At 73.2% G+C, this 13,226-nt stretch carries 14 protein-coding genes; 5 read left to right on the forward strand and 9 right to left on the reverse strand.

Features of this window, described 5'->3' with window-relative positions; all coding sequences use genetic code 11:
* Window positions 1–7 precede the first annotated feature (7 nt).
* A complete protein-coding gene (locus tag DQ241_RS04490) occupies window positions 8–574 on the forward strand; it encodes a regulatory protein RecX (protein ID WP_233492208.1) in 567 nt (188 codons plus the stop codon).
* 25 nt (window positions 575–599) lie between these two features.
* On the opposite strand, the gene ctaD is transcribed toward DQ241_RS04490, so the two are convergent.
* The 7 genes from ctaD to DQ241_RS04525 form a co-directional block, all read right to left on the reverse strand.
* Window positions 600–2,360 (reverse strand): cytochrome c oxidase subunit I, encoded by a 1,761-nt coding sequence (gene ctaD / locus DQ241_RS04495; protein ID WP_113829417.1) that lies wholly within the window; start codon window positions 2,358–2,360, stop codon window positions 600–602.
* 191 nt (window positions 2,361–2,551) lie between these two features.
* Complete coding sequence (locus DQ241_RS04500) at window positions 2,552–2,998, reverse strand: hypothetical protein (RefSeq protein WP_147252326.1); 447 nt, start codon at window positions 2,996–2,998, stop codon at window positions 2,552–2,554.
* A 68-nt stretch (window positions 2,999–3,066) separates the two neighbouring features.
* On the reverse strand, window positions 3,067–3,867 hold the full coding sequence (locus tag DQ241_RS04505) for a phosphatase PAP2 family protein (protein ID WP_199584082.1): 801 nt from the start codon (window positions 3,865–3,867) through the stop codon (window positions 3,067–3,069).
* A gap of 107 nt (window positions 3,868–3,974) precedes the next feature.
* Window positions 3,975–4,868 (reverse strand): amino acid ABC transporter permease, encoded by an 894-nt coding sequence (locus DQ241_RS04510; RefSeq protein ID WP_113828995.1) that lies wholly within the window; start codon window positions 4,866–4,868, stop codon window positions 3,975–3,977.
* Window positions 4,865–5,512 carry an amino acid ABC transporter permease gene (locus DQ241_RS04515; RefSeq protein WP_113828996.1) on the reverse strand — a complete coding sequence of 216 codons (648 nt, stop codon included), beginning with the start codon at window positions 5,510–5,512 and terminating at the stop codon, window positions 4,865–4,867. The genes DQ241_RS04510 and DQ241_RS04515 overlap by 4 nt, the downstream gene beginning before the upstream one ends.
* 60 nt (window positions 5,513–5,572) lie before the next feature.
* Window positions 5,573–6,469 (reverse strand): glutamate ABC transporter substrate-binding protein, encoded by an 897-nt coding sequence (locus tag DQ241_RS04520; protein WP_113828997.1) that lies wholly within the window; start codon window positions 6,467–6,469, stop codon window positions 5,573–5,575.
* 15 nt (window positions 6,470–6,484) lie between these two features.
* Window positions 6,485–7,237, reverse strand: coding sequence for an amino acid ABC transporter ATP-binding protein (locus DQ241_RS04525; protein WP_113828998.1), 753 nt, complete (start codon window positions 7,235–7,237; stop codon window positions 6,485–6,487).
* Between the two features lie 143 nt (window positions 7,238–7,380).
* On the opposite strand from DQ241_RS04525, the gene miaB reads away from it, so the two are divergent.
* Window positions 7,381–8,868 carry a tRNA (N6-isopentenyl adenosine(37)-C2)-methylthiotransferase MiaB gene (gene miaB / locus DQ241_RS04530; protein WP_113828999.1) on the forward strand — a complete coding sequence of 496 codons (1,488 nt, stop codon included), beginning with the start codon at window positions 7,381–7,383 and terminating at the stop codon, window positions 8,866–8,868.
* Window positions 8,869–8,898: 30 nt separating this feature from the next.
* Here the strand turns inward: miaB and DQ241_RS04535 are convergent, their stop codons facing one another.
* Complete coding sequence (locus DQ241_RS04535; RefSeq protein WP_113829000.1) at window positions 8,899–10,383, reverse strand: DUF349 domain-containing protein; 1,485 nt, start codon at window positions 10,381–10,383, stop codon at window positions 8,899–8,901.
* A 40-nt stretch (window positions 10,384–10,423) separates the two neighbouring features.
* On the opposite strand from DQ241_RS04535, the gene DQ241_RS04540 reads away from it, so the two are divergent.
* From DQ241_RS04540 to dapF, 3 genes are read left to right on the forward strand one after another with little or no spacing between them, the layout of a single operon-like run.
* Window positions 10,424–11,149 carry a hypothetical protein gene (locus tag DQ241_RS04540; RefSeq protein WP_113829001.1) on the forward strand — a complete coding sequence of 242 codons (726 nt, stop codon included), beginning with the start codon at window positions 10,424–10,426 and terminating at the stop codon, window positions 11,147–11,149.
* On the forward strand, window positions 11,146–12,066 hold the full coding sequence (miaA, locus tag DQ241_RS04545) for a tRNA (adenosine(37)-N6)-dimethylallyltransferase MiaA (RefSeq protein WP_113829002.1): 921 nt from the start codon (window positions 11,146–11,148) through the stop codon (window positions 12,064–12,066). The genes DQ241_RS04540 and miaA overlap by 4 nt, the downstream gene beginning before the upstream one ends.
* Window positions 12,063–12,953 carry a diaminopimelate epimerase gene (gene dapF / locus DQ241_RS04550; protein ID WP_233492209.1) on the forward strand — a complete coding sequence of 297 codons (891 nt, stop codon included), beginning with the start codon at window positions 12,063–12,065 and terminating at the stop codon, window positions 12,951–12,953. The genes miaA and dapF overlap by 4 nt, the downstream gene beginning before the upstream one ends.
* 3 nt (window positions 12,954–12,956) lie before the next feature.
* Here dapF and DQ241_RS04555 read toward each other — a convergent pair whose 3' ends face one another.
* The gene (locus DQ241_RS04555) at window positions 12,957–13,139 is read right to left on the reverse strand and encodes a hypothetical protein (protein ID WP_113829003.1); all 183 of its coding nucleotides are present in this window, start codon (window positions 13,137–13,139) and stop codon (window positions 12,957–12,959) included.
* Between the last annotated feature and the right edge of the window lie 87 nt (window positions 13,140–13,226).

A 13,226-nucleotide genomic window follows, 5' to 3' on the forward strand; every position in this document is an offset into this window, starting at 1 on the left:
GGGTGAGGTGCCCGGGTCGCCGGAGGACGAGCTCGGTGATCCCGAGTCGGTGGCGCGCAACCTCTGCCTGCGTGCCCTGACCGGTGCGCCGAAGACCCGGCAGCAGCTGGCCGACCTGCTCGAGAAGCGGGGGGTCCCCGAGGACGCCGCGGTCACGGTCCTCGACCGGTTCACCGAGGTGGGGCTCATCGACGACGCCGCCTACGCGCGGGCGTGGGTGAGTTCGCGGCAGTCCGGGCGCGGTCTCGCCCGGCGCGCGCTGCGGGCCGAGCTGCGGGCCAAGGGCGTCGACGACGACGTCGCGCTCGAGGCCGTCGAACTGGTCGACGACGAGGACGAGCGCGCCGCAGCGCAGCAGCTGGTCGAGCGCCGGCTGCGGGGGATGCGCAGGCTCGACCGCGCCACCGCCACCCGCCGGCTGATCGGCATGCTGGCCCGGAAGGGCTACAGCGGGGGGCTGGCTGCCGCCGTGGTGCGCGAGGCCCTGGACCGCGATGCGCTCGACCACGAGGGCCTCGACGACGGGCCGGTCGACCCGGACCTCCTCGAGGACGAGGACCAGCTGCTGCCCTGAGGGCTCCCCTCGGGAAGGGCTCGGCTCAGGTCGGGTCGGGGTCGTTCGGGCCCTGGCGCGGGCCGGCGCTCGCGCCGACCTCGCTGACGCCGCCGTAGGGCTCGTGCCGCTTGCCGAAGTGCGCCTCGTCCTGCAGCCGGTCGACCAGGTGCGGGTAGTGCGCCTCGAACGCCGGGCGCTCCGAGCGGATCCGCGGGATCTCGACGAAGTTGTGCCGCGGCGGCGGGGACGACGTCGCCCACTCCAGCGAGTTGCCGTGGCCCCACGGGTCGTCGCGCAGGGCGAGCTTCCCGTACTTCCACGACCGCACCACGTTGTAGATGAAGGGCAGGACCGACGCACCCAGCACGAAGCTGAAGATCGTCGAGATCATGTTCAGCGTGGTGAACGCATCGGTCGGCAGGTAGTCCACGTACCGGCGCGGCATGCCCTCGTTGCCCAGCCAGTGCTGGACGAGGAAGGTGCCGTGGAAGCCGACGAAGGTCATCCAGAACTGCAGCTTCCCCAGTCGCTCGTCGAGCATCCGGCCGCACATCTTCGGGAACCAGAACGCGATCCCGGCATTGGCCGCGAACACCACGGTGCCGAACACGACGTAGTGGAAGTGCGCGACCACGAAGTACGAGTCGTGCACGTGCCAGTCCAGCGGCGGGCTGGCCAGCAGCACACCGGTCAGACCACCCAGCAGGAAGGTGACCATGAACCCCATCGACCAGAGCATCGGCGTCTCGAAGGTCAGCTGGCCGCGCCACATCGTGCCGATCCAGTTGAAGAACTTCAGCCCGGTCGGGACGGCGATCAGGTAGGTCAGGAAGGCGAAGAAGGGCAGCAGCACCGCGCCGGTGGCGAACATGTGGTGCGCCCAGACGGCCAGCGACAGGAAGCCGATGGCCAGGGTCGCACCGATCATGCCCTTGTAGCCGAACAGCGGCTTGCGGGCGAAGACCGGGATGATCTCGGTGACGATGCCGAAGAACGGCAGCGCGATGATGTAGACCTCGGGGTGCCCGAAGAACCAGAACAGGTGCTGCCACAGCATCGGCCCGCCCATCTCGTCCGAGTAGACGAGAGCGCCGAGGTTGCGGTCGGCCATCAGCGCGAACAGCGCGGCGGTCAGGACCGGGAACACCAGCAGCACGAGCAGGCTGGTGATCAGGGCGTTCCAGGTGAAGATCGGCATCCGGAACATCGTCATGCCGGGCGCGCGCAGGCAGACGATCGTCGTGATGAAGTTGACGCCGCCCAGGATCGTGCCCAGGCCGCTGACCGCCAGGCCGCCGATCCACAGGTTGCCGCCGACGCCCGGGGTGTTCACCCCGTTCGACAGCGGCGTGTAGGCCGTCCAGCCGAAGTCCGGTGAACCGCCGGGAGTGACCAGGCTGGACAGGACGATCAGGCTGCCGAACAGGAACAGCCAGAACGACAGCGCGTTCAGCCGCGGGAACGCGACGTCGGGGGCGCCGATCTGCAGCGGCATGATCAGGTTGCCGAAGGCGAAGAACAGCGGCGTCGCGAACATCAGCAGCATCAGCGTGCCGTGCATCGTGAACAGCTGGTTGTACTGCTCCGGCGACAGGAACTGCAGCCCCGGACGGCCGAGCTCGGCCCGGATCAGCATGGCCATCAGGCCGCCGACGAAGAAGAACAGGAAGGACGCCGTCAGGTACATCAGGCCGATCGTCTTGTGATCGGTCGTGCGCAGCAGGTTGCCCAGCCGGGAGCCCTTGGCCGGCGTCGCGGCCGGGCTGGGCCGGCTGATGATCGGCTGCGGGGCGATGGCGGTCACGGCCACGCCTCCGCACGAGCACGGGCCACCGGCCCCGGGACGGTGCAGCAGCGGGACATGGACGGCCCCCCGGTCCTCGACGGTCGTGCGCCTGGCGTCGCCCGGGTGCTGCGGGCGGCACCGCCATGGTGGCCCATCACCGCGCGCGGCGAAACCCGGCGAGCGATGGGTCCCCGGGCCTGCGGTACCGGTCAGCCCGTGGTGCGCCAGGCGGTGAGGTCGATCGCCGTCCCGCCGGAGGCCTCCGGGTCGGGCACGAGCCACGAGCCGTCCCCGGCGTGGCCCGAGGCGAGCCAGCGGAGGATGTCTGCGTCGAACCCGGGCCGGGTCAGCGCCGGGCTCCCGGTCGGCCCGAGGAAGGTGAGGTCCCGCTCGGCGCCGTCGAGGTCGCGCAGCACCACGCGGCAGCGGGCGCGGCGGTGCCGGGCCGGGGGAACGACCTCGCGCACGACCGCCGACTGGGCGCCCGCCGCCGCGGCGAACTCCGGGGCGGCGCCCCGGAGGTGGGCGACGAACCGCTGCCCGGCGTCCATCCGCCCGTCCCGGTCCGGAGCGGTGCCGGCGGCGCGGGGGACAGGGGGAAGGCTCCGGCGGAGGCCGGCGTGGATGGTCTCCATGGTGGGGACCAGTCTCGCCACGGCGGCGGACCGTGTCCGGGGGCGCGCCGCCCGTGGGGCGGGAGAGGTGGGCGAGCCGGCCGACCGCGTCACACCGCGGGGCAGGGGCTCCCCGCCGGCGTCCGCACCCAGCGGCGCACTCCCACGGCCAGCGCCGCACCCGCCGCGAGCACCAGCAGGCCGGCCACGACGTCGAGCAGGAAGTGGTTGCCCGACCCCAGCACCACGAAGAACGTGCTCGCCGGGTAGAGCGCCCCGAGCACCCGGACCCAGGCCCGGCGGGCGAGCAGCACGAGAGTGACGCCGCACCACGCCGCCCAGGCGCAGTGCAGCGACGGCATGGCCGCGAACTGGTTCGAGATGGCGTCGGACCCCGGTGCCCCGGACGTGGGCCACCAGCCCCACGAGGCGGTCTCGCTCATGACGTCGACGAAGCCCTCGTGCGCGAGCATCCGCGGCGGCGCGGTGGGCAGCCAGAAGAAGCCGACGAGAGCCAGCGCTGTCGTCGCCATGAGGGCGCCGCTGAGCGTCCGGTAGGTGGCGGGCCGCCGCCGGTACAGCCACACGAGCACGGCGGGCGTGACCAGGAAGTGCAGCGTCGCGTAGTGCAGGGCCACGAGGGCCGCCACGGCGTCGGTGGTGTGGACCCAGGCGTTGAGGCCGCGCTCGACGGCCAGCTGCCAGCTGTCCTCGAGCCGCAGGATCGTCTCGGCGTTGCGGTGCGCCTCGGCCCGCACGTCGCCCACGCTGTTGCGCACCAGCGAGTAGGCGCCGTAGAGGACGGCGACGAGCAGGACCTCGACCCACCACCGCGGTCGACCCGAGCGGGCGGCCTGAGCGGGCAGGACCGGCTCGCGGAGCGCGCGGGAGGGCGCCACGGATGCGGTCACGGTCCACTCGTCTCTCGTCGGGAACCTGTCCCGTTCACCATCGGACGCGAGTGGGCGGATCTTGACCGGGGATCAGGACGGATGTCCAGCCGGTTCCCCGCGAGCGGTCACGCGGGGCCGCCGCCACCGCCCATCTGCACGTCGGCGGGCAGCTCGACGTCCTCGGCCGCGGCGGCCTTGCTGCTGCGCCGCGTGCGGCGCTCCACCACGCGAGCCAGCCAGGAGAGGAGGACGTTCACGAGGATGTAGATCAGCGCGGCACCCACGTACAGCTGGAACGTGTAGGTGTTGCCGAAGCCCAGGTTGTAGAACTCGACCAGGCTGCGCGCCTGCCGCAGCAGCTCGAAGTAGCCGATGATGAAGCCGAGGGAGCTGTCCTTCAGCAGCACGACCAGCTGCGCGACGAGCACCGGGAGCATCCGGCGGACTGCCTGCGGCAGCAGGATCAGGGTCATGACCTGCGTCTTTCGCATGCCGATGGCGAAGCCGGCCTCGCGCTGCCCCCGGTCCACCGACAGGATGCCGGCCCGGAAGATCTCCGCCAGGACGGCGGAGTTGTAGAGCACCAGGCCGGTGGTCAAGGCCGCGAACGCGCTCAGGTCGATGCCGTAGGACGGCAGCACGAAGTACAGCGCGAAGATCAGCACGAGCAGCGGCACCGCGCGGAAGAACTCGATGACGGTGGCCACCGGTATGCGCACCCAGCGATGGTCCGACAGCCGGCCCACGGCCAGCAGCATGCCGAAGAGCGTCGCGAACAGCATGCCGACCGCCGCCACCTGGAGGGTGCGCAGCAACGCCTCGCCGAGGCGCTGCGGCACACCGGTGCTGGTGTCGAAGAGGATCGCCCACCGCTGGCCCTCGAGCTGGCCGTTGGCGTTCAGCCGGGCCAGCACGAAAGCGAGCAGCCCGAGGAGCACCAGCGCACCCAGGACGGTGCCGATCAGCTGACGCCGGCGGGCTCGCGGGCCGGGTGTGTCGAAGAGGACCGTGGTGCTCATCGGAGGATCGCCACCCGTCGCTCGAGCCGGTGGACCGCGAAGGCCGACGGCAGCGTGATGATCAGGTAACCGGCGACCACGCCGACCAGCACGAGGGTCAGGTCGCCGGCGTCGGCGTTGACCAGCCGGGGGAGGACCGCGCTCAGCTCGGTCACCGAGAAGCCGGCCGCGATGGAGGTGTTCTTCACCATCGCGATCCACACGTTGCCCAGCGGGGGCACCACGGTGCGGAAGGCCTGGGGGAGGACGATCTCGCGCAGCGTCTGGCCGAACGTCAGGCCGACCGCTCGGGCAGCCTCCACCTGACCGGCGGCCACCGCGTTGATGCCGGAGCGGAGCGCCTCGCAGACGAAGGCGGCGGTGTAGAGACCCACCGAGAGCACCGCGCCGGTGAAGAAGTCGATGACGAAGTCGATCTGCGGCAGGCCGAAGATCATGAAGAAGAAGACGACGGTCAGCGGGGTGTTCCGGAACGTCTCGACGTAGAACGTCGCCAACCAGCGCAGCGGGGCGATCGGGCTGACCCGCATGGCGGCGAGCAGCGTGCCGAGGACCAGCGCCAGCAGGCCGGCCAGCAGCGACAGGCTCAGCGTCTGGAGGAACGCGTCCTTCAGCAGGTCGAAGTTGTCGACGAAGAACTGCACCGCTCCTCCTCTCGGGGTCGGGTCAGCGGGGAACGGGACGGGGCGGCATCGCAGGGGGGATCAGTAGCGGTCCACCGACGGCGGCTCGGGAGCCTCCTGGCCGGTGATCGCACCGGCGGTGCGGTCCCAGGCGTCGGCCCAGCGGCCGTCCTCGAAGGCCTCCTCGAGGACGTCGTTGATCCAGTTGCGGAACTCGGTGTCGCCCAGGGCCAGCCCGATGCCGTAGGGCTCCTCGGTGAAGGGGTTGCCGACCAGCTCGAACGCGCCCTGACCACCCTCGACCAGGCCGGTGAGGATGACGTTGTCCGTGGTGACGGCGTCCACCTGGCCGTTGCGCAGCGCGTCGGCGCACTTGGAGTACACGTCGAACAGCGTCAGCTGCGCCTCGGGGTAGTTGGTGCGGATGTTCTCCGCCGGCGTCGAGCCCTCGACCGAGCAGACGTTCTTGCCGGCCAGGTCCTCCGGGCCCTCGATGCCCTCGGGGTTGCCCTCGGCCACCATGATGTCCTGCCCGGCCTCGTAGTACGGCCCGGCGAAGTCCACCAGCTGCTTGCGGGTGTCGTTGATGGTGTAGGTGGCGACGACGAGGTTGACGTTGCCGTTCTGGATGAACGACTCGCGGTTGGCCGACACGGTCTCGGTCCACTCGATGTCGTCGGCCTCGATGCCGAGTTCGGCGGCGATCAGCTTGCCGATCTCGACGTCGAAGCCCTCGGGGGTGTTCGTGTTCGGGTTCAGCAGGCCGAAGCCCGGCTGGTCGAACTTGGTGCCGATGGTGATGGAGCCGGCCTCGTTGAGCTCGGCCATGGTGGTACCGGCCTCGAACTCGGCGTCGGTGTTCACCTCGGCGGTGTTCTCGGCCGCGTCCTCGGCCTGGTCTCCGGCGTCGCTGGAGCAGGCGGTCAGCGCGATGGCGGCGGCCGCCAGGGTGGCGGCGTAGCGGGTGGCGATGCGCATGGATGTCCTTCCGGGTCAGTGGTTGAGGATCTTGGACAGGAAGTCCTGGGCCCGCTCGGACTGCGGGTTGGTGAAGAAGTTCTCGGGCTCGGCGGTCTCGACGATCCGGCCGCCGTCCATGAAGACGACCCGGTTGGCCGCGCGGCGGGCGAAGCCCATCTCGTGGGTGACGACGACCATCGTCATGCCGTCCCGGGCCAGCGCCGTCATGACGTCGAGGACCTCGTTGATCATCTCCGGGTCGAGCGCCGAGGTGGGCTCGTCGAACAGCATGACCTTCGGGTCCATGGCCAGGGCGCGGGCGATGGCCACGCGCTGCTGCTGGCCGCCGGACAGCTGGGCGGGGTACTTGTCCGCCTGGGCGCTCACGCCCACGCGCTCGAGCAGCTCGCGGGCGCGCTTCTCGGCGTCGGCCTTCGACTGCCCGCGGACCTTGATCGGGCCGAGGGTGACGTTCTCGAGGATCGTCTTGTGCGCGAAGAGGTTGAAGCTCTGGAACACCATGCCGACGTCGCTGCGCAGGCGGGCCAGGTCCTTGCCCTCCTCGGGCAGCCGCTTGCCGTCGATGGTGATGTCACCGGAGTCGATCGGCTCGAGCCGGTTGATCGTGCGGCACAGCGTCGACTTGCCCGACCCCGAGGGGCCGATGACGACGACGACCTCGCCGCGGTCGATCGACAGCTCGATGTCCTGCAGGACGTGCAGTTCGCCGAACCACTTGTTGACGCCGGACAGGCGGACGAGAGGCTCTCCGTTCGGGCGGGTCACGGTGGAACCCTAAGGGCGGGACGCTGCCGTTCCCGCACCGTGGGATCACGAAGCCGTAACTTCGGCGTTCCTTTCCCCCTCCCGGGGCACACGAGGTCGGCGCGGCCGGGCTGCGAGGTGGGCGCCGTACCCTCGCAGTCGTCATGGACAGCCTCACCCAGAGCCCCGCCCGCACCTACCGGGTGCGCACCTACGGGTGCCAGATGAACGTGCACGACTCGGAGCGGCTCTCGGGGCTGCTCGAGCAGGCCGGCTACACCGCCGCGGCCGAGGGGGACGACGCCGACGTCGTCGTCCTCAACACCTGCGCCGTCCGGGAGAACGCCGACAACCGCCTCTACGGCAACCTCGGCCACCTCCGCCCGGTCAAGGACGCCCGCCCCGGCATGCAGATCGCCGTCGGCGGCTGCCTGGCGCAGAAGGACCGCGGCGAGATCGTCCGCCGCGCCCCGTGGGTCGACGTCGTGTTCGGCACGCACAACGTGGGCTCGCTGCCGGCGCTGCTCGAGCGGGCCCGGCACAACGCCGAGGCGCAGGTGGAGATCGCCGAGGCGCTGGAGGTCTTCCCGTCGACCCTGCCGGCCAAGCGGGACTCCGCCTACTCGGGCTGGGTCTCGATCAGCGTGGGCTGCAACAACACGTGCACGTTCTGCATCGTCCCGGCGCTGCGCGGCAAGGAGAAGGACCGCCGTCCCGGCGAGATCCTGGCCGAGGTGCAGGCGCTGGTGGACCAGGGCGTGCTCGAGGTGACCCTGCTCGGCCAGAACGTGAACGCCTACGGCGTGGAGTTCCGGGACCGGGGCGCCTTCGCCGACCTGCTGCGGGCCACCGGGCGCATCGACGGCCTGGAGCGGGTCCGCTTCACCAGCCCGCACCCGCGCGAGTTCACCGACGACGTCATCGAGGCGATGGCCGAGACCCCCGCCGTCTGCCACCAGCTGCACATGCCGCTGCAGAGCGGGTCGGACGACGTGCTGCGCCGGATGCGCCGCGGCTACCGGCAGGAGCGCTACCTGGGGATCATCGACCGCGTCCGCGCGGCGATGCCCGACGCCGCGATCACCACCGACATCATCGTCGGCTTCCCGGGCGAGACCGAGGCCGACTTCGAGCAGACCCTCGAGGTGGTCCGGCAGGCGCGCTTCGCCAGCGCCTTCACCTTCCAGTACTCCAAGCGCCCGGGGACGCCGGCCGCCGAGATGGACGACCAGCTGCCCAAGGAGGTCGTCCAGGAGCGCTACCTGCGGCTCACCGCGCTGCAGGACGAGATCAGCTGGGCCGAGAACCGCGCGCAGATCGGCCGCCGCGTGGAGCTGCTGGTCGCGTCGGGTGAGGGTTCGAAGGACGCCGCCCGCGGGCGGCTCTCCGGCCGGGCGCGCGACGGGCGGCTGGTGCACTTCACGGCTGCCGACGGCGTCCGCCCGGGCGACGTCGTCGAGACCGTGGTCACCGAGGCCGCGCCGCACCACCTCATCGCCGACGGCGTGCTGCTGTCCCACCGCCGCACCCGCGCCGGTGACGCGAGCGAGGCCGGCACGCGACCGACCACCCCGGGCGTCGCCCTGGGGATGCCGTCGATCGGCGTCCCGGCGCCGCTGCCGGCCCTCGCCGCCGGCTGCGCGACCTCCTGACCTGACCGGACGTCGGTCGTCCGGGGACCGCTAACGGCGGCCGGCGCTCTTCTCCGCCTCGGCCAGCCACTCGCGGCGGGTGGCGAGGTTGGCCTGCGCCTCGGCGATCCGCCTGGCGTCGCCGGCGGCCTCCGCCTTGGCCAGCTGCTCCTCGGCCTTGGTCACCGCGGCCCGCATGGAGACCACCATCGGGTTCTCCGGCGCGGTGCGGACCCGGCCGGCGTCGGCCGCGCCGCGGACCTTCTGCTCGACGGCCTGCATGCGGTCCTCGAGCTGCCGCATGACCGCCCGGGGCACGTGGCCGATGGCGTCGTAGCGGTCCTGCAGCTTGCGCAGCGCGTTCTGCGCCCCGCGGAGGTCCTTGGCCGGGTCCAGCTGCTCGGCCTCGGCGAGGATCTCCTCCTTGGCCTTCTGGTTGGCCTGCTCCTCGGCGTTGCGCGCCTTGTCCTGCTCACCGCGGGCGTTGAAGAAGACGTCCTGGGCGGCCCGGAACTGCTTCCACAGGTCGTCGTCGCCGTCCCGGCCGGTGCGCGGCACCGCCTTCCAGCGGTCCATGAGCGAGCGCATGGCGGCGCTGGTCGCGCCCCAGTCGGTCGACGTCGACAGCCGCTGCGCCTCCTTGATCAGCTCCTGCTTGGCCGCGCGGGCCTCACCGCGCTGGGCGTCGAGCTGGGCGAAGTGGGCACCGCGGCGGCGGCCGAACGCGTCGCGGGCGGCGGCGAACCGGGACCACAGCGCCTCGTCGGTCTTGCGGTCGATCCCGCGGATCGTCTTCCACTCCTCGACGATCGCCTTGAGCCGGTCGCCGGCGGCCTTCCACGCGGTCGACTCGGCGGCGATCTGCTCCGCCTCGGCGGCGAGCGCCTCCTTCTTGGCGATCTGCGCGGCCCGCGCGGCCTGCTTCTCCGCGCGCGACTCGGCGGCGGCGGAGTCCGCGGTGCCCACCATGGCCCGGGCGCGGGCGGCCAGGCCCTCCAGGTCACCGACCGCCGCGGCCGTCGGGATCTGGTCGGCCAGGGCCTGCGCCTTGTTCTTGATCTCGGCCGGGTTGCCGGTGTGCGCCTTCAGCCGGGCCTCGAGCAGCGACACCTCGGTGGCGAGGTCGTCGTAGCGGCGGCCGAAGTGCGCCAGCCCCGCCTCGGCGTCGCCGGCCTGCCAGGAACCGACGGCGCGCTCACCCTCGGCGGTGCGCACGTAGACGGTGCCGTCGGCGTCGACCCGTCCCCACTGCGCGGGGTCGCCGGCCGGGGCCTCCGGCGCCACGGCGGGGGCGACCACGGCGGGGGAGGGCGGCACCGGGTGCGGGGTGGGCCGGGGGACCGCCGGGGACGCCGGCGCGTCGGCCGTGGGATCGGCCAGCGCGGCGTCGGCCGGGGTCGGCGCCGCTGCCGTACCGGCCTCCGGGGTCACCGCCGTCGACGTCTGCTCCACCTCCGCGGCGGTCGCGTCGGGGGTCTCCGCAATCGGCGGAGTGGCCTGCTGCTCCCCGCTGCCGGGGTTGTCCGTGCTCGACACGTCCGGCAGTGTCCCACGTCCCATCGGCGACACTGCTGGCGTGAGTGCTGCCGCCGGGACGTCGCCGTCCCCGACCCGCCCCGGCGGGGTCACCGTCGCCTTCTGCCCGGCTCCGCCGCTGCTGCTGCCCGAGGTGGAGGGGGAGGAGGCCCCGGACACCGCCGCGCTGCGGCACGCCTGCGCCGAGGCGGTCGGCGCGCTGCTCGCGCCCGGGCCCGGGGTGGTGCTCGTCGTCGGCGACGGCGTCCCGCCCGGCGTGCGGTTCGGCGACGGGGACGCCGCGTCCCTGCGCGGTCTCGGGCTCGACGCCGAGCTGCCGTTCGCCGGTCGGGTCCGCCCGGGCGGCCGGGCGGTCCCGCTGGCGCACGGCCTCGGTGCCCGGCTGCTCGACGAGGCCGGCCACTCGGGCACCCGGGTGGGGGTGGGGCCGGCCGACGTGGCGCCGCTGCTGCGCGACCTCCCCGGCACCGTGGGGGTGCTGGCAATGGGCGACGGATCGGCGCGGCGCAGCGTCAAGGCGCCGGGCTACCTCGACCCGGCCGCCGAGCCGTTCGACGAGGCGGTCGCCGCCGCACTGGCCTCCGGCGACGCCGCCGCGCTGGCCGCGCTGGACGAGGCGGAGGGCGCCCGGCTGCTCGCGGCCGGTGTCCCGGTGTGGCGGGCCGTGGGGGCCGCGCTGACCGGCCGGGCGATCACCGGCCGGCTGCACGCGCAGGTCGCCCCGTACGGGGTGGGCTACCTGGTCGCCGACTGGACCGTGGCGTGAGCGAGCTGCCCGTCGTCGCCGTCGTCGGCCCCACCGCCACCGGGAAGACGGCGCTGGCGGTGGCGCTGGCGCGGCGCTTCGGCGGGGAGGTGGTGAACGCCGACTCGATGCAGCTCTACCGCGGCATGGACATCGGGACCGCCAAGCCCGACCTCGCGGAGCGGGGCGGCGTCCCGCACCACCTCATGGACCTCTGGCACGTCCGCGCGCCGGCGTCGGTGGCCGAGTACCGGCGGCTGGCGCGGGCGGAGATCGACCGGCTTCGGGCGGCCGGGGTGCTGCCCCTGCTGGTGGGCGGGTCGGGGCTCTACGTGCGGGCGGTGCTGGACGAGCTCGACTTCCCGGGGACCGACCCGGCGGTGCGCGCGCGGCTCGAGGCGGAGCTCGCCGCGGTCGGTCCGGCCGAGCTGCACGCCCGCCTGGCCGCGCTCGACCCGGCCGCCGCAGTCGCCGTCCTGCCCAGCAACGGACGGCGGATCGTCCGGGCGCTGGAGGTCATCGAGCTCACCGGCGGCCCGTTCCGGGCGTCGCTGCCCGAGCCGGCGCCGCACTACCCGGCCGTGGTCGTCGGGCTGGACCGCGAGCCGGCCGAGCTGGACGAGCGCATCGCCCTCCGGGTCGACCGGATGTGGAGCGCGGGGTTCGTCGACGAGGTGGCCGCGCTCGCCGAGGACGGGCTGCGTGAGGGGCCCACGGCCTCCCGGGCGCTGGGTTACGCGCAGGTGCTGGCCCAGTTCGACGGCGTCCTCACACCGGAGGAGGCGAAGGAGCGGACGGTGAGCACCACCCGCCGGTTCGTCCGTCGCCAGCGCTCGTGGTTCCGCCGCGACGCGGCCACGACCTGGTTCGACGCCGCCCGTCCCGACCTGGCCGAGGCGGTCGGCGCGCTGCTGGCCGACCGTACGATCGGCACGTGACCGCCTCCCCCCGCGTGCTGAAGGGGCCCCGGGTCCTGAAGGGGCACGGCACCGAGAACGACTTCGTGGTGCTGCCCGACCCCGACGGCACGGTCTGGCCGGAGGACCGGCTGGACGCGGCCACGGTCCGGCGGCTGTGCGACCGCCGGGCCGGCCTGGGTGGCGACGGCGTCCTGCGGCTGGTCCGCAGCGTGCACGTGCCCGACGCCCCCGCGGTGCTGGGGGAGGCCCTCGGGTCCTGCGAGTGGTTCATGGACCACCGCAACGCCGACGGCTCGTACGCCGAGATGTGCGGCAACGGGATCCGGCTGTTCCTCCACGCGCTCGTCGCGGAGGGGCTGCTGGAGCGCTCGGCGTGCGAGGCCGGCGTCCTGGTCGGCACCCGTGGCGGACCGCGGCGGGTCGGCGCCGTCCCGGGCGGTGGGTACTGGGTGGACATGGGGCCGGCGCGGGAGTTCGGGCACGGCACCGCTCGGCTGGACGGGCGCAGCTTCGCCGGCCGCGCCGTGTCGATGGGGAACCCGCACCTGGCGGCGCTCACCGACGTCGACGTCGACACCCTCGACCTGACCGGTGCGCCGGAATTCGATCCTGCGCTGTTCCCCGACGGGGTGAACGTCGAGCTGGTCAACGTGCTGGAGCCGGCGGCCCACGTGCGGCTGCGGGTGTTCGAGCGCGGGGTGGGGGAGACCCGCTCGTGCGGCACCGGCGCGTGCGCCGCCGCCTACGCGGCGCTGGCGGCCGAGGACCGCACCGAGGGCACCGTCGTGGTCGACGTGCCCGGGGGCCGCCTGGCCGTGCAGGTCGACCCCCGGACGACGGTCCTCACCGGCCCGGCGGTGCTGGTCTCCGCCGGAGTGCTGTGCCCGGAGTGGCTCGGGGCCTGAGGCTCAGACGCGTTCGTCGTCGCCGTCGGGTGCCTCCGGCATCATCGACTGGCCCTCGATGCCCGGGCTGCCGGTCGGGTCGCCCCGGCCGCTGTCCTGGTCGGCGCCACCGCCGAGCGGGTTGCGCGGCGGGCCGCCGATGCCCTTCGGGTCGCGGCCCGGGTCCTCCGGCTCGGTCTCGCTCATCTCCGACCTCCTCGTGCGTGGCGACGTGTCACCCCCGGCCCTACCCCCGGGACGGCGGGATGCATGCGGGCCCCCGCGGTGTTGCAC

Source organism: Blastococcus sp. TF02A-30 (genome assembly GCF_003319185.1).
GTDB lineage: Bacteria > Actinomycetota > Actinomycetes > Mycobacteriales > Geodermatophilaceae > Blastococcus.